Raw genomic sequence first — 16,558 nt, 5'->3', positions numbered from 1 at the left:
TTCACGTATTGTAAATAGGGCATTCATTTGAGCTCTTTAAAACACTAAGGTGGAGACCTAAAAAGGCCTCCACCTTAGGATTAGATTAGACTATTCTAAACGCCAAGGACTTCTAACGATATTTGTTTGATTTCGGTCTGGACCTACTGAGAAGGTCGTTAGTGGAATACCCGTCAGCTGAGAAATCCGCTCTATATAATGACGGGCATTTTCCGGAAGTTCGTCCAATGACTTGCAGTTCGTAATGTCTTCAGGCCAGCCTGGTAGTTCTTCATAAACAGGCTCACATTCCCCAATCATTTTCAAACTTGCCGGAAATTCATGTATGATTTGATCTTTATATTTATAGGCTACGCAGATTTTCACTGTTTCAATCCCTGACAACACATCAATTGAATTAAGTGATAGATCCGTGATTCCGCTGACACGGCGAGCATGACGAACAACTACAGAGTCAAACCAACCTACCCGGCGAGGTCTGCCCGTTGTTGTTCCATATTCACGGCCCACTTCACGAATTTGATGACCAATTTCATTATCTAATTCAGTTGGGAAAGGACCATCACCCACCCGGCTTGTGTAAGCTTTACATACTCCAACTACATGGTTGATTTTTGTTGGACCAACACCTGAACCGATTGTTACTCCTCCTGCTACTGGGTTTGATGAAGTAACGAATGGATAGGTTCCTTGGTCAATATCTAGCATTACCCCTTGGGCACCCTCAAATAAAACACGTTTTCCTTCATCCAACGCATCATTCAAGACTACTGAAGTATCGCAAACATATTGCTTAATTTGTTGACCATATTCGTAATATTCTTCAAAAATATCTTCTAGTTTGAAGCCTTCTGTTTCATAAAAACGTTCAAGCATGCGGTTTTTTTCCTCAAGGTTAGAAATGAGTTTTTCTTCAAATACTTCTCGGTCAAGTAAATCTGCCATGCGGATTCCGTTTCTTGCTGCTTTGTCCATATAAGCAGGGCCGATGCCTTTTTTCGTCGTGCCAATTTTATTCACACCTTTGCGCTCTTCTTCCACTTCGTCCAATTTCAAATGATAAGGAAGAATGACGTGAGCACGGTTAGAAATACGCAGATTATCTGTTGTAACCCCATGATTATGCAGATATGCCAATTCTGCAACAAGTGCTTTCGGATCCACAACCATCCCATTGCCAATCACACAAACTTTCTCACTGTAGAAAATCCCAGAAGGAATTAAATGAAGTTTATATGTTTGACCATTAAATTTAATCGTATGCCCCGCATTGTTCCCACCTTGATAACGAGCGATGGCTTCTGCATTTTGAGATAAAAAGTCTGTGATTTTCCCTTTTCCTTCGTCGCCCCATTGCGTTCCAACTACTACCACTGATGACATATTAGAAAAGCACCTCCAAAGGTTCACGTAATCCCGGATTATGTACCGGTCTCTTATTCAACAAACCTATTTTAACAGTAATTGTCACCCCAGTCAACTATAATACGAACATTAATTAAAATTAATGAGAAATCATTCGCCAATAACCATAACCATTCTCTTATTTTCTCCATTTTTTTTTTGAATATACGGCTTTCAATTAAAAGGATGCCACAAAAGGGGAACCACTGAAAAAGTAGCTCTTTTTAAAATTTTTGAAGACCTTCATCAAATATACAGATAAAAAAATAAGCTAACGACCAATATGTAGTAGGTCGTTAGCTTATTTTCCTCTTTAAATGGACTTTTTCAGTGCCCTCCAAAAGGGAAGGATCCATGTCACAATAATTACGTACAATAAAATACGAGAATGAACTCAAATTCACTGTGAAAGTGCACTCAAAACCTTATCTACTATCACTATGCCCCCGGTGGCATGCCAGCATCATCCATACGCCTCTCAAGGTTAACGAATTTATTATATTCCTTTACGAAGGCAAGAGATACGGTTCCTACTGGACCATTACGTTGTTTAGCAATGATAATTTCGATAATATTCTTGTTTTCTGATTCTTTGTCATAATAATCATCTCGATATAGGAAAGCGACAATATCCGCATCCTGCTCGATACTTCCTGATTCCCGAATATCAGACATCATCGGTCGCTTGTCTTGTCTTTGCTCGACTCCACGAGAGAGCTGAGAAAGGGCAATGACCGGCACTTGAAGTTCACGAGCAAGCGACTTAAGAGAACGAGAGATTTCAGATACTTCTTGTTGACGGTTTTCACCAGAACGCCCATTTCCTTGAATTAACTGAAGATAATCAATCATAATCATCCCAAGACCGTTCTCTTGCTTAAGACGGCGGCACTTGGAGCGGATTTCACCAATCCGGACACCTGGAGTATCATCGATATAGATTCCAGCATTCGATAAGCTTCCCATTGCCATTGTCAGCTTACGCCAGTCTTCATCTGTCAGGGCACCTGTTCGTAAGTTCTGGGCATTAATATTTCCTTCTGCACAAAGCATACGCATCACGAGCTGTTCAGCACCCATCTCAAGGCTGAAAATCGCAACATTTTCGTCCGTTTTCGTTGCAACATTTTGAGCGATATTCAGTGCAAATGCTGTTTTACCAACAGACGGACGAGCTGCAACGATAATTAAATCGTTCCGCTGAAACCCAGCAGTCATCCGATCAAGCTCAGCAAATCCGGTTGGAATACCTGTAACATCGCCTTTTCGATTGGTCAGCTCCTCTATATTATCGTAAGCTCTGACAAGGACATCTTTAATATTTTGGAAGGCTCCCGAATTTTTCCTTTGGGCAACCTCCATAATACTTTTCTCAGCCTCGCCCAACAGACTTTCCACTTCATCTTCCCGGCTGTATCCTTCTTGAGCAATATTGGTTGCCGTACGAATTAACCTTCTCAATAGTGATTTTTCTTCTACAATTTTCGCATAGTATTCGACATTGGCTGCAGTAGGGACTGAAGCAGCCAGTTCACTTAAATAAGAAACACCCCCGACTTCTTCTAGGGTTTTTGCAGCTGCCAGCTCTTCGGTAACTGTCACTAAATCGACAGCCTTTCCCATGTCATTAAGCTTAAGCATGGCATTAAATACCTTTTGATGTGAAGATCGATAAAAATCTTCAGGTATTAAAATCTCCGAAGAAACTGTTAATGATGAAGGCTCCAAAAAGATGGCTCCCAAAACAGCCTGTTCCGCTTCAACATTCTGTGGTGGTATCCGATCTTGAAATGCTTCATTCATATTTTGGCCTCCTTTTTTACAAAATTCTTTTACAAATTTATTTAAATAGCATAGCTATCGTACAATCAGAATCATTCCATTAAAAAAAGAAGATTGAACGTAAAAGCCCGATCTCCTTTTTTGTGGAAAAAGGGCGGGGCTTCGCAAAATCAGCTCCGCACCGCCACCTTTATTAGGTGATGCAATTTGAGAATCTAACCTTTTTCACCGTTGGGTTTTAGATCAGATGCTCATCGATGTTTCTTACCTATCTCTATTTTATCAATTTTTTATCGATATGATAGTGCTAAAATTAGTTAATTTCTTTTACTGAAACCGTTAGCGTCGCCGCCACTTCATGGTGCAGTTTAACTGGTAGTTTCGTATGGCCTAAAGTACGGATACCATCATTAAGATCCATCTTTCGTTTATCAATCTTGATGCCATGCTTCTTCTGAAGTGCTTCAGCAATTTGTTTTGTTGTAATTGAGCCGAATAATCTGCCACCTTCACCAGCTTTCGCTTCCAGCTCGACTGTTAGGTTTTCGATTGTTTCTTTCAATTCTTTTGCTTGCTGCAATTCTTCGGCTGCAAGCTGATCCTCTTTATTTTTTTGAGCTTCAAGTGTTTTTGTGTTTGCGTTATTCGCTTCAACAGCTAATCCTTGTTTTAAAAGAAAGTTATGTGCATAGCCATCTGCAACATTTTTAACTTCCCCTTTTTTTCCTTTTCCTTTTACGTCTTTTAAAAAGATTACTTTCATTGTCTTTTTCCTCCTTCTAAATATTCATCAATAGCTGCTTTTAATAATGATTCAGCTTCATCAAGCGTACCTGTCACTTGAGCTGCTGCGTTAGTTAAATGCCCTCCGCCATGAATCATCTCCATAATGACTTGCACATTTATATCTCCGAGTGAACGAGCACTGATACCAACCACGTCATCTGAACGCTTCGCAATGACAAAAGAAGCAACGACTCCGTCCATCGTAAGCAATGTATCAGCGGTCTGGGCGATTAATACTTGATTATGGCTTTCGTCAGGCTCACCAACTGTAATGGCAATGCCCTCCTTATAAAAGGAGACCGTTTCAATGAGCTTCGAACGCTCAATATACGTATGAACATCTTCTTTTAAAAACTTCTGAACGAGTACTGTGTCCGCTCCCTGGGTACGTAAATAAGATGCCGCATCAAAGGTTCTTGAACCCGTGCGAAGGGTGAAGCTCTTAGTATCGACGATAATGCCTGCAAGCAGGGAAGTGGCCTCCAGCATATCCATCTTGCTTTTCTTCGGCTGATATTCAAGTAGCTCAGTCACAAGCTCTGCCGTTGATGAAGCATACGGCTCCATATAAACGAGCAAAGAATGAGAAATGAACTCATCACTACGTCTGTGATGGTCAATTACGACCACTTGATCCATTCTGTTCAACAATCGTTCATCAATGACCATTGAAGGTTTGTGGGTATCAACAATGACTAGGAGTGTTTCATCCGTAATTATGTCAGAGGCATCCTCTGGTGTAATAAACCGTCCATATAAATCAGGTTTCGTTGTTTTGATTTCCTCTATTAATCGTTGAACACTTTTATCGATATCTTGAAAGTCAATTACGATATAGCCTTCACGGTCGTTCGTCTGTGCAACCTTTAATATACCTATAGCTGAACCAATCGCATCCATATCAGGGCTCTTATGCCCCATTACAATAACCTTATCGCTATCAAGAACAATATCCTTCAATGCATGGGAGATGACCCTTGCCCGCACCCTTGTGCGTTTCTCCATCGGGTTCGTTTTGCCTCCATAGAACTTAACTTTTCCATTCGGCAATTTAATAGCTACTTGATCACCACCGCGTCCTAACGCCAAATCAAGACTCGATTGAGCAATTGATCCTAACTCAGGCAACGAGGATATACTGGAACCTACGCCGATACTTAATGTCAGTGGTACATTATGTTTCGAAGTTGATTCGCGAATTTCATCCAGTATAGCAAATTTCCCTTTTTCTAGCTGTTGTAAAATACTTTCATTAAAAATTCCAATAAAGCGATCTGAAGAAGTCCGTTTTAGTAAAACTCCATTATCATTTGCCCATTTATTAAGTAAGGAGGTAACCATGCTGTTTAAACTACTTTTGCGTTGATCGTCCATTCCCTGAGTCAAATCATCATAGTTATCGAGGAAAATCACCGCAATAACTGTTCGTTCATCTTCGTACAACTTTTCAATTTCAATTTGTTCTGTGACATCAAAAAAGTACAACAACCGTTCCTCAGGCTTATGCACAATCCTGAATTTTCGATTATTAAGAGTGATTGTATCACTCTCCAATTCCTGCTTAACCAACGGAACAATCGATTCCGCTACATCATACAGCGATCTGCCCGTTAAAGAGTCTTCATCAAAGCAAGAAGCTAAGTACGGGTTCGTCCATTCGATATAATACTCATCATTCATTAGCATAATCCCAATTGGCATTTCGAGTAGTGCCTCTTCACCAACCTTTTTTAAACGATACGATAAGGTTGAGATATATTCCTCAGTTTCACGTCGATTTCGCAATTCCACTTGCAGGACAAGGCCGAACAACCCAATAAAAAGAAAAAACCCTATTGCCGCAGCCCACCAATTGTAATATGCGAGGACTCCCAATAAAAGAATGGCTACCGAAAGCAATCCATATAAACGGGATAGGATCTGGTACTTTTTTAAATATGATGGCATATTTTCAGCTCCTAAAAGCATCATACATTTTGCTCGTTTCAATCATTTTATGCACGTTATTTCTTTTTAGCGCTATTTTGTCTCAAAGGAAATCCTAAATCGATAATACCCAAAAATCTAACGATAAATTGAAACACTGGGTTCATTAATAAAAGGATAATAATAATTATGAGTATGACCTTTGACCGTCCTTGTCTATGTGACCCAAAAAAGACAAACGCCAAACCTTGCAACAAGACAAAAAACTGCAAGATAAATAAAGATTGGAGATTACGGTAAATACCAAATCACCTTGATTAGGATTCGTATTCATCGCTATAATCATTGTAATTAAATAATACCATAAAATACTTTCGGAAGTTGTAGATCTCTAAATGGTGGCCATTTCAATTTCTTATCACTAAATCGTTTTAAAAACGGATGAGCGACTAAAAGGATGATAAAGGGCGAGATCATCGAAATCATTACAAACATAGATGGTATTAGTGTATCTATGAAATCAATTGCAGCATAAATATTTTCTAAGCTCTTATCTGTTGGAGACTTTCCAAATGCAGCGAGTATTTCGCTGGATTGGTCTACTGATATTTTCAGCATTCCAATACTCTCGGTAATAACATTCACATTCATGAACCTCCGAACATCACGATTATACAAGCTAACAAAACAAGCACTGTACTAATGTATATCTTGATGGTTGAGCGACTTTTCCGCAAATGATAGCCAATTACAATCCCTGGAAATCCTGTTAATAAGGCTACCGGTAATGCCAGAATAGTCCCAAAGATCATAGTTAGTAAACAAGCAATGAATAAGAAGCCAAAAGCCCAGGTCATATTTTGTTTAAGCGCTATTAAAATAAAAGGAATCGGTAAAATAAAAAATAAGATTGATCCAATGAAGGGAAGTTGAATCGCCAAAAACAATAATATACTACTCCGCCTTCTACTGCCTTTCTTCCGTTTTTCAACTTTTCAAATCATTTTATGATTACAATCAAAATCGTAAAGAATGGAATAGAGGAAAAGCCTTCTATTATTGTAGCTGTTTGCAGTACTATATTTCAAATTTTCTCTCTGTTTCTTCCACTTTTATTAAATTTATGTACAATTATGTTCAATAAGGGGTCACAGCGACTTGAATGAAGTATCGGGTTCCTTGTAGTGCGTGTTCATAAAGTGAGGATTAAAGTATTATTTTATTTTCACTTACAAAAAACACATTAGAGAAAATCCCCAATGTGTTTTTAACTGTTATTATTCACCAGATACATATGGTAGTAATGCCATAGTACGTGAGCGTTTAATTGCAATTGTTAATTTGCGTTGGTATTTAGCACTTGTACCAGTTACACGACGTGGTAAAATTTTACCGCGTTCTGAGATGAATTTTTTAAGAAGATCCACATCTTTATAGTCGATGTGAGTAATTCCGTTTGATGTAAAGAAACAAACCTTTTTACGCTTTCCGCGTCCTTTACGTCCACCCATTGCCATTGTTTTTTCCTCCTTCTCGTTTAATTTCTTAAGCATGCGATCGCTTAAAATGGTAGATCATCATCTGAAATGTCGATTGTTTTACCGTCATTTGCAAATGGGTCATCATCTACGCGTGTATAGTTATTATTGCTCCGTTGATTCTGATTTGGATTTTGTCCATACGAATTATTGTTATCAAAGCCGTTATTATTGTTATAACTTCTTTGATTCCCGTAAGAACCGCCTTCATTTCTTTCACCCGCTGAACCGCTTCGTGGTTCAAGAAATTGAACGCTCTCAGCTTGAATCTCTGTCACATATACACGTTTGCCGTCTTGTCCTTCATAATTACGTGTTTGGACACGTCCATCCACGCCAGCTAAGCTTCCTTTTTTCAAGAAGTTCGCCACATTTTCTGCCGGTTTTCGCCAAACTACACAGTTAATGAAGTCTGCTTCTCTTTCACCTTGCTGGTTCGAAAAATTTCGATTGACAGCTAATGTAAAAGTAGCAACAGGAACTCCATTTGGTGTGTAACGTAATTCAGGATCTTTCGTTAAGCGACCTACTAAAACTACGCGATTCATCATCAGAATCAACCCCTGTCAATTGGGAATTTATATTTATTTCAAATTATGCTTCGATTTTAGTCACCATATGGCGGATAATATCTTCGCTGATTTTAGCTAAACGATCAAATTCTTGAATCGCAGCTGTTTCACCGTTGATTTTAAGAAGCATGTAGTAACCGTCACGGAAATCATTGATTTCGTAAGCTAGGCGGCGTTTACCCCACTCTTTTGCTTCAGTCATTTCCGCACCATTATCAGTAAGGATTGTGTTGAAACGTTCAACTAGTGCTTTCTTAGCGTCTTCCTCAATGTTTGGACGGATGATGTACATAATTTCGTACTTTCTCATCTCTGTCACCTCCTTTTGGTCTAAGCGGCCCTTATCGGGCAAGGAGCAATTATATAATTACTCACAAGATGAAATTATAGCATAGTTGTTCATTAATTGCAATGAGTCTATGCAGATTAAGTGAGCTAACAAAAAGAGGTGTCCCAAAGGATCCAAACCCCGCAACAATTAAATACAGTATAAGATACGTGTATGAAAACACTACATACTGATTTAAAGTGCAAGGTCAGACCCTTCTGAGACATCCTCCTTACCTTCTTATACGTTAAAACGGAAATGAATAACATCGCCGTCATTCACGATATATTCTTTTCCTTCAAGTCGAACTTTCCCAGCTTCTTTTGCAGCTGAATGACTTCCCGCTGCCAAAAGATCCTCATATGATACCGTTTCAGCGCGAATAAAGCCACGTTCAAAGTCTGTATGAATAACGCCCGCACATTGTGGCGCCTTCATGCCTTTACGGAATGTCCATGCACGAACTTCTTGTACACCTGCTGTAAAGTACGTAGCAAGTCCAAGTAAATTGTATGAAGCACGAATTAATTGATCAAGACCAGACTCTTCAATGCCAAGCTCGGATAAGAACATTTCCTTTTCTTCTCCATCAAGTTCAGAAATTTCTTCTTCTATTTTTGCACAAATGACAATGACCTCTGCATTTTCTTTCGCAGCGTAATCGCGTACCTGTTGAACGTACTCGTTATCATTAGCGTTGGCAACTTCATCCTCACTCACGTTTGCGACATATAACATCGGTTTTGCTGTCAGTAAATGCATGCCTTTTACGACTTTTAACTGTTCATCTGAAAATTCAACCGTACGAGCTGACCTTTCTGCTTCTAAAGCTTCCTTCAAAGCAACTAGAATTTCATGCTCAAACATTGCGTCTTTGTCTTTTTGCTTCGCCATTTTGCCAACACGTTCAATGCGTTTATCAACAGATTCAAGGTCAGCAAGAATCAATTCAAGATTAATAACCTCAATATCGTCAATCGGATCTACTTTACCTGAAACATGTGTGATATTATCATCTGCGAAACAGCGTACAACTTGGCAGATTGCATCCACTTGGCGGATATGTGATAAGAACTTATTTCCTAATCCTTCACCTTTACTAGCACCCTTTACAATTCCAGCAATATCTGTGAATTCAAATGCTGTCGGAACTGTTTTTTTCGGTTGTACCAATTCAGTTAATTTTTGAAGGCGATGATCCGGTACTTCTACGATGCCTACGTTCGGATCAATCGTACAGAATGGGTAGTTGGCGGATTCTGCACCAGCCTGTGTTATTGCATTAAACAATGTAGATTTACCAACATTCGGCAAACCGACAATACCTGCTGTTAAAGCCATATTTTCTTTCACTCCTCTTATGAATTACCTTTTATATCAAATAAATATTGAATTTATAGATGTATAGTTAAACCTTTCACAATTATAGATAGTGGGCATGAAAAAGACAAGGAAATAAAATGAAACTTCAATCAGTGGGAGGGTTCATCCCCGACCCACGCTTCTTCGATTCCTCAAGCATCATAATCGTCACTTCGACGTCATTTTTACCGAAAGCCAGCTCTTACTCTTCCTCGTGCTTCTTCAATACTTTTTTCATTTTACGGGTAAATTCACGTCTTGGCAAAATGACACTATGTCCGCATCCTTCACATTTAATGCGGATATCCATACCTAAACGAATGATTTTCCAGCTGTTCACCCCACATGGATGGGGCTTTTTCATCTCAACTATATCATTAAGGCCAAATAATTTCTCTTCCACTTTTCCTCATCCTTTTCTCTGACAATTTGTAGATTACGACTCTTCTTGGACTGTGACTGTTAGATGGTTTTCATCAATACAATTTTTTATTTCCTTTCGTAACACCCTGCCTATAAAGTAGTGCTGCATTGGAATGGTTTCAGCTGTAATTCTCAGTACTACATCACTTGGGTTCAGTGACTGAATTCCTAACACTTGAGGTGTTTTCACAATTTCTTTGTATTTAGCAGGTAATAATTCAAGCATATGGGAAATCGTTCTTTCTGCACGCTCAATATCTCCGTCATATGGAAGCGTAAGATCAACAACAGCAACACTATTTAGAATGGAGAAATTAGTCACTTCGAGGATGCTTCCATTTGGAATCACAAATAGTTGTCCGATTGAGCTTTTAATTTTAGTTGTCCTCAATCCAATTTCCACTACTTCTCCTTCATAATCCTTAATCTTTATTTGGTCACCCACCGAAAATTGATCTTCAAATATAATAAAGAAACCCATAATTACATCTTTCACTAAGCTTTGTGCACCGAAACCAACGGCTAATCCGACAATTCCTGCTCCAGCCAACAATGCTTTGACTTCAATGTTTACTGCTTCTAAGATCATAATAATGGCAATAAAATTAACGGTATAAGTAAGCACGTTTTTTAATAATCTTAATAAAGTAGCATCTCGACGTTCTGACACACGTAATGGACTTTTCGCGCGCATTAAGAAAAACTTAGAAATAATACCTTTCCCAATCTTAATAACCATACGAGATAAAACGAAAATAATTAAAATTTGCAATAAGCTCTCACCAATTATAAGCCATGTCTCTTCCGAGGAAAATTTTCCCACAAATCTTTCTAACATCTTACTTGAAAACGTCAAACAAATCACCAACCAACAAGTATTTTTTTCTAATTAAAATGATTCTACTAATCGTCTTAGTCTCTTAGATAAAATCTTTGGATATAAATAAAATGAAACTTCAATCAGGGGGGGTACTGCCCGTTAATGCAGGATAAAATGAATAATAAAGTATTTCTTTGAATATAACCAATGATGGTATTATACCATTTTCAATAAGTCTCCAAACTATAATCTCTTTTTAAAGATTTCTTTCCCCACCTTCACGTATACCATTTCCTTTTTTTCCGTATACTGTTAGTACTATTACAGAGGAGTGGAGCCGATGAACCTGAAATCTAGTTTATTTGATAATAAAAATGGGATGAGCCGGATTTTACATGATGAGATAGATGCATCACGAAGAGTTTCTCAGGAAATAATTTCATTACTTCCTGCTAACGGGCAAGCTATCGTTATCGTTTGCATTGGAACAGATCGATCCACGGGAGATTCTCTCGGTCCACTAGTCGGAACTTTATTATTAGAAAAAGCAACCCTTTCTCCATTCTTTGTTTATGGAACGCTAGAAGAACCCATACATGCGATGAACTTAACTGAACAGCTTGCAGTCATTAAGACGAAACACGATAATCCATTCATCATAGGGATTGATGCTTGTCTTGGTCGTTTGAAAAGTGTGGGAATTGTGCAAGTAGGTGAAGGTCCCGTTAAACCGGGAGCTGGGGTTAATAAGGATCTTCCATCTGTGGGAGATGCCCATATTACTGGGATTGTGAATGTGAGCGGATTTATGGAATTCATGGTTTTACAAAACACTCGTCTAAGTCTTGTCTTAAAGATGGCAAAAACGATTGCCGATGGCATTTACTTTGCCAGCAACCAATTTGCGTCTAAACAAACAACAATTAGAAACTTTAACTTCTTGTTAGATCAGGAGAAAAGTATGTAAGGGAAGGGAAAAGTTCATTCCCTTCTTTTTTGGAATTAGCTCTGTTAAGCAATATTGTTATTTCACTCTTTAAAATACGATAGCTTCGCCTTTCTTATAATGATATTTCAAAATAATAAAAGACGAATGTAAGTACAGCTACTACCAATATGCCGGGTAAAAGGTTGGCGACGCGAATTTTCGTAACCCCCATTATATTTAAACCAATCGCAAAAATCATAACGCCTCCAGTTGCCGTCATTTCCGAAATGAAGGCATCCAAATAAGCAGCAGGAACCCACTTATCAATTTGCGTTGCAAAGAGAGCGATAATCCCTTGATAGAGCATGACAGGAACACTAGAGAAAATAACACCAATTCCAAGTGTACTTGCTAAAATAATGGCAGTGAAACCATCAATGATTGCTTTTGTATATAACACATCATGATCATGTCTAATTCCACTATCTAGCGCGCCAATAACGGCCATAGCTCCAATAAGGAAAATGAGAGTTGCTGTCACAAAGCCTTGTGCAATTGAATCTCCTTCCTTCGATCCTCCCAACTTTTTTTCTAGCCAATTCCCCAAGGCGTTTAACTTAGCATCCAAGTCAATCCATTCACCGATCACGGCCCCTAGGACTAAGCTCAATATAACAATAAGGAATTGCTGACTTTTAAAACCCATTTGTAACCCAAGTACTACAACAGCAAGACCTATCCCACTCATAACTGTCTGTTTCATACTTTCGGGAATATTTTTAAGAAACCTGCCAAGTAACGTGCCAAGAATAATACATAAACCGTTAACCAATGTTCCTACTAACACCAACGTGCTCACCTTTATCTATGATAGTATATAAAGAAAAAAACTGATATTTGTCCTTAACATAAGGAAGGGTGAGTTACGTGAACTCTCCCCTTCTTTATGAGGATAAATCTTCTTGTTGAATCAATTCCAAAATCCGTTCAAGGTCTTCACGGGAGTAAAACTCAATTTCAATTTTACCTTTTTTCTTACTTTGTTTTATCGTTACTGAAGTCCCAAATCGTTCGCGTAAAACTGATTCACGCTCTTTGATAAAAATGTCTTTTTTCTCTTGCCCCTTTTTACTTACTGTTTCACGTGGAACTTCTTGATTATATTCTTGGATGTATTGTTCTAATTGACGAACATTCATTTCATCCTTCAGTACTTTATCAACTACAAATTGTATAGCAGCCTTATTCTTCAATGAAAGCAACGCCCGGCCGTGCCCCATTGATATTTTCCCATCGGAAATGTAGGTTTGAATCTCTATAGGCAATGAGAGTAGTCTAATATGATTCGCAACATGAGGGCGGCTTTTTCCTAAGCGTTTCGCTAATTCCTCCTGAGTAACCCCCTGCCTTTCTAGTAGTTTCTGATAGGCCGAAGCTTCTTCGATTGGGTTTAAATCTTCACGTTGAAGGTTTTCTAAAATAGCCAACTCCATCATTTGGGTTTCATCAAGCGTTCTAACAACGACAGGGACGGTCTTCAAACCCGCTTCCTTTGCTGCTCGAAAACGCCTTTCACCAACAACGATTTCGTAGCCCTTAATACTTTCTCTAGCGATGATAGGCTGAAGAATTCCATGCAGTTCAATGGATTGTGTTAATTCCGCAAGTTTCTCTTTCCGGAATACCTTTCGCGGCTGGTAAGGATTCGGGCGTAATTCCTTTATATTTACCTCTATAACAGCGTCCTCTTTCCCTGCTTCAAGATTTGTGAATAATGCATTGATTCCTTTACCAAGTCCCTTAGCCATTTGCTATCACTTCCTTTGCCAGGTCTAAATAAACCTCTGCTCCTTTTGATTTAGGATCATAGATAATAATGGGTTCTCCGTGGCTCGGTGCCTCGCTTAATCTGACATTTCTGGGAATAATGGTTCGATACACCTTATCTTGGAAGTATTTTTTCACTTCCTCGATTACTTGTAAGCCTAAATTTGTCCGAGCATCAAGCATAGTCAGCAACACTCCTTCAATTTTCAAGGATTGATTCAAGTGCTTTTGAACGAGGCGAATGGTGTTCAACAGTTGACTAAGTCCTTCTAATGCATAATACTCACATTGAACAGGAATCAATACAGCATCTGCTGCAGTAAATGAATTCAGCGTAAGCAATCCTAATGATGGTGGACAATCAATGATTACATAATCATATTGATCTTTAACTTCTTCAAGTGCTCTTTTTAAACGGACCTCTCTTGAAATGGTCGGCACCAATTCTATTTCTGCCCCTGCAAGTTGAATCGTAGCAGGAATCGTAAATAGATTCTCAACTTTTGTCTCTTTAATCACTACGTTTGCCTCTACATCATCGACCAGAATATCATATATACATTGTTCAACATCCGACTTGTCAATGCCCACTCCACTCGTTGCATTTCCTTGAGGGTCAATATCCACTAATAATACCTTTTTCCCAATGTATGCTAAACAAGCGCCTAGATTTACTGAGGTCGTTGTTTTACCAACTCCGCCCTTTTGATTGGCAATCGCAAGAATCTTTCCCATGATGTCACCTACTTTCGACACATTTTCATCTTTTATCTATCTCTTATATACCTATATATCCAAATTCAAAAATTTCTGACTCTAATTATCATACTACTAAAAAAGTCTATTAACCTATTCTATTTTATCATGAAAAGGGAGACTTTTATTTCTTTTCTCAAAATCAAAGTAAAAAAGAATACTTCAAGTAACTCAGACTAGTAAACATGTTGGTCAGCTATAGCAAAAAGGCTTGGTAATCAAGGACTACCAAGCAGTAACTTTATAAGATTATGATTTCTTCTTTGGAATTTTTATCGTAAATTGATAATATTCCTCGAATTCCTCTTCCTCTGAATCAAGATTTATTCCATTATCGGTTACCATTGTAAGAGACTGTCTAATAGTGTTGAGAGCAATGCGCATATCTTTACTGAAAGCCTTTCGCTTCGGTTTCGGTTTTCTATCTAAGCTGCTGAGCAATTTCACAACCCGCTCTTCTGTTTGCTTCACATTCCAATTCTTCTCAATAATTTCTGCAAGAAGTTTGACTTGTTTTTCTGAATCTTTCAAAGGAATTAATGAGCGAGCATGTCTCTCGGTTATCTGTTTTTGCAAAATGGCTTCTTGCACTTCTTGAGGCAACTTCAATAACCTTAACTTATTTGCCACTGTAGATTGACCAATCCCCAGCCTTTGTGCAAGTGCTTCTTGTGTAAGTTGATGAAGTTCCAATAGTTTACCATAAGCGAGAGCCTCTTCAATTGGCGTAAGCTCTTCCCTTTGTAAATTCTCTATTAGTGCGACTGATGCCGTCTCTGTATCATTGAAATCTTTAACAATTGCTGGTGCCGTTTCCCAACCAAGTTTCTGCATAGCTCGGAATCTGCGTTCACCTGCAATGATTTCAAACTTGCCTTGTTCGTATTCCCTGACAACAATTGGTTGAATGATACCATGTGTATGAATAGTCTGGGCCAATTCTGCAATTTTGTTTTCATTAAAAACCGTTCTTGGTTGATAGCGGTTTGGTACTATATCAGAAATGGCAATTTTTTTTATTTCTTCATTCCTGCTAGGTGTCTCCATATCTATTTGCTCTTGCTCTTCTTCTTTTTCGCCTAACCCAAAGAACCGCGAAAAAGGATGCTTCATTTCCCTACACCACCTTTAAAAAGCTCCCATTTATCATATTCTCTATAAAAATGACAAGTCCTTCTAAATATCCACACATATTTACTCGAAATGTACAAGGATCTGCCCCTTAACGAAAGAGACAGACCCTTCCTGAGACAACATCGTTTAATTTCGTGAAAAGATGACATGCACATCATTAGCCTCACAGCTAGAAACACGCGAGTATCCTAATTACGTACTGCATTTAATTCATTCCACTAAATTGAAGCATGGTACACTCTACTCAATTGGCATTTTATTCGGTGTACCTGGCTTACGTGGATACTTTTTAGGCGTTGTTTTCACCTTACTAATTGTGATAATTGTTCTCTCACTAAGTTCTTCTGGTAGCAAAAAGCTATGAATTTCTCCTACTTTGCCACCTAATGTAGAGATCGCTTTCTTCCCTGTATCCAATTCATCATTTGTACTGGCAGCCTTCATAGCAATAAATGTACCGTTTTGTTTAACGAGCGGCAAGCAAAGCTCACTCAAAACGGACATTCGTGCAACGGCTCTTGCCATAACAATATCATAAGTTTCACGATGCTCTTGTTTTTGCGCAAACGTTTCAGCACGATCGTGATAAAAGTGAGTATGTGAAAGATTCAGGGTTTTAGCTAAGTGCTCAAGGAAGGAAATTCGTTTATTAAGAGAATCTACAATGGAAATATGTAACTCTGGAAAACAGATTTTTAATGGGATGCTAGGAAAACCTGCGCCCGCTCCTACATCACAGATTTTATATGGCTTAGTAAAATCAAAGTAAAATGAAGCACTAATGGAATCATAAAAATGCTTTAAATATACTTCTTCTTTATTTGTTATGGCTGTTAAATTCATTTTTTCGTTCCACTCAACTAATAGTTCGTAGTACGTTTCAAATTGCTGAAGCTGTAGAGGAGAAAGTACAATGCCTTTCTCTTTCAGCTCAGCTTGAAATTGTTCGATATTCATAGGCTTCAATCCTTT

General features: G+C 38.5%; 19 protein-coding genes. 1 reads left to right on the top strand and 18 read right to left on the bottom strand.

The features are described 5' to 3' along the window. Nucleotides 1–90 precede the first annotated feature (90 nt). The 13 genes from ACIQZI_RS20885 to ACIQZI_RS20825 form a co-directional block, all read right to left on the bottom strand. Complete coding sequence (locus ACIQZI_RS20885) at nucleotides 91–1,383, bottom strand: adenylosuccinate synthase (protein ID WP_062186593.1); 1,293 nt, start codon at nucleotides 1,381–1,383, stop codon at nucleotides 91–93. Nucleotides 1,384–1,842: 459 nt separating this feature from the next. Then, complete coding sequence (dnaB, locus tag ACIQZI_RS20880) at nucleotides 1,843–3,207, bottom strand: replicative DNA helicase (protein ID WP_062186595.1); 1,365 nt, start codon at nucleotides 3,205–3,207, stop codon at nucleotides 1,843–1,845. Nucleotides 3,208–3,499: 292 nt separating this feature from the next. Beyond that, nucleotides 3,500–3,949, bottom strand: coding sequence for a 50S ribosomal protein L9 (gene rplI, locus ACIQZI_RS20875; RefSeq protein WP_062186597.1), 450 nt, complete (start codon nucleotides 3,947–3,949; stop codon nucleotides 3,500–3,502). Further along, on the bottom strand, nucleotides 3,946–5,919 hold the full coding sequence (locus ACIQZI_RS20870; RefSeq protein ID WP_403076885.1) for a DHH family phosphoesterase: 1,974 nt from the start codon (nucleotides 5,917–5,919) through the stop codon (nucleotides 3,946–3,948). Before ACIQZI_RS20870 ends, rplI begins: the two co-directional genes overlap by 4 nt. Nucleotides 5,920–5,975: 56 nt before the next feature. Then, on the bottom strand, nucleotides 5,976–6,173 hold the full coding sequence (locus ACIQZI_RS20865; RefSeq protein ID WP_403077146.1) for a DUF2232 domain-containing protein: 198 nt from the start codon (nucleotides 6,171–6,173) through the stop codon (nucleotides 5,976–5,978). A 76-nt stretch (nucleotides 6,174–6,249) separates the two neighbouring features. Continuing rightward, nucleotides 6,250–6,543, bottom strand: coding sequence for a DUF2232 domain-containing protein (locus tag ACIQZI_RS20860; RefSeq protein ID WP_403076881.1), 294 nt, complete (start codon nucleotides 6,541–6,543; stop codon nucleotides 6,250–6,252). A gap of 2 nt (nucleotides 6,544–6,545) precedes the next feature. Beyond that, a complete protein-coding gene (locus tag ACIQZI_RS20855) occupies nucleotides 6,546–6,845 on the bottom strand; it encodes a DUF2232 domain-containing protein (protein ID WP_403076878.1) in 300 nt (99 codons plus the stop codon). A 330-nt stretch (nucleotides 6,846–7,175) separates the two neighbouring features. After that, nucleotides 7,176–7,415, bottom strand: coding sequence for a 30S ribosomal protein S18 (gene rpsR, locus ACIQZI_RS20850; RefSeq protein ID WP_049683486.1), 240 nt, complete (start codon nucleotides 7,413–7,415; stop codon nucleotides 7,176–7,178). Nucleotides 7,416–7,459: 44 nt separating this feature from the next. Next, nucleotides 7,460–7,987, bottom strand: coding sequence for a single-stranded DNA-binding protein (gene ssb / locus ACIQZI_RS20845; protein ID WP_403076873.1), 528 nt, complete (start codon nucleotides 7,985–7,987; stop codon nucleotides 7,460–7,462). Between the two features lie 43 nt (nucleotides 7,988–8,030). Then, nucleotides 8,031–8,318 carry a 30S ribosomal protein S6 gene (rpsF, locus tag ACIQZI_RS20840; RefSeq protein ID WP_062186606.1) on the bottom strand — a complete coding sequence of 96 codons (288 nt, stop codon included), beginning with the start codon at nucleotides 8,316–8,318 and terminating at the stop codon, nucleotides 8,031–8,033. 258 nt (nucleotides 8,319–8,576) lie between these two features. Beyond that, on the bottom strand, nucleotides 8,577–9,677 hold the full coding sequence (ychF, locus tag ACIQZI_RS20835) for a redox-regulated ATPase YchF (RefSeq protein ID WP_403076869.1): 1,101 nt from the start codon (nucleotides 9,675–9,677) through the stop codon (nucleotides 8,577–8,579). A 223-nt stretch (nucleotides 9,678–9,900) separates the two neighbouring features. Then, nucleotides 9,901–10,101 (bottom strand): DUF951 domain-containing protein, encoded by a 201-nt coding sequence (locus ACIQZI_RS20830; protein ID WP_062186610.1) that lies wholly within the window; start codon nucleotides 10,099–10,101, stop codon nucleotides 9,901–9,903. A gap of 33 nt (nucleotides 10,102–10,134) precedes the next feature. Beyond that, a complete protein-coding gene (locus ACIQZI_RS20825) occupies nucleotides 10,135–10,860 on the bottom strand; it encodes a mechanosensitive ion channel family protein (RefSeq protein WP_403076866.1) in 726 nt (241 codons plus the stop codon). 421 nt (nucleotides 10,861–11,281) lie between these two features. Here ACIQZI_RS20825 and yyaC point away from each other — a divergent pair, with 421 nt between their 5' ends. After that, the gene (yyaC, locus tag ACIQZI_RS20820; protein WP_062186612.1) at nucleotides 11,282–11,908 is read left to right on the top strand and encodes a spore protease YyaC; all 627 of its coding nucleotides are present in this window, start codon (nucleotides 11,282–11,284) and stop codon (nucleotides 11,906–11,908) included. Nucleotides 11,909–12,002: 94 nt separating this feature from the next. Here the strand turns inward: yyaC and ACIQZI_RS20815 are convergent, their stop codons facing one another. The 5 genes from ACIQZI_RS20815 to rsmG form a co-directional block, all read right to left on the bottom strand. Continuing rightward, nucleotides 12,003–12,719, bottom strand: a complete 717-nt coding sequence (locus tag ACIQZI_RS20815) for a DUF554 domain-containing protein (protein ID WP_062186614.1) — start codon at nucleotides 12,717–12,719, stop codon at nucleotides 12,003–12,005. Between the two features lie 94 nt (nucleotides 12,720–12,813). Further along, complete coding sequence (locus ACIQZI_RS20810; protein ID WP_403076863.1) at nucleotides 12,814–13,677, bottom strand: ParB/RepB/Spo0J family partition protein; 864 nt, start codon at nucleotides 13,675–13,677, stop codon at nucleotides 12,814–12,816. Further along, nucleotides 13,670–14,431, bottom strand: a complete 762-nt coding sequence (locus ACIQZI_RS20805; RefSeq protein WP_403076861.1) for a ParA family protein — start codon at nucleotides 14,429–14,431, stop codon at nucleotides 13,670–13,672. Before ACIQZI_RS20805 ends, ACIQZI_RS20810 begins: the two co-directional genes overlap by 8 nt. Nucleotides 14,432–14,701: 270 nt before the next feature. Then, nucleotides 14,702–15,565 (bottom strand): nucleoid occlusion protein, encoded by an 864-nt coding sequence (gene noc, locus ACIQZI_RS20800; protein WP_403076859.1) that lies wholly within the window; start codon nucleotides 15,563–15,565, stop codon nucleotides 14,702–14,704. 261 nt (nucleotides 15,566–15,826) lie between these two features. After that, complete coding sequence (gene rsmG, locus ACIQZI_RS20795) at nucleotides 15,827–16,543, bottom strand: 16S rRNA (guanine(527)-N(7))-methyltransferase RsmG (RefSeq protein WP_062186623.1); 717 nt, start codon at nucleotides 16,541–16,543, stop codon at nucleotides 15,827–15,829. Between the last annotated feature and the right edge of the window lie 15 nt (nucleotides 16,544–16,558).

The sequence above is a fragment of the Peribacillus sp. NPDC096379 genome (assembly GCF_044762875.1).
GTDB lineage: Bacteria > Bacillota > Bacilli > Bacillales > DSM-1321 > Peribacillus.
This window is presented reverse-complemented; position numbering and strand designations above follow the sequence as displayed.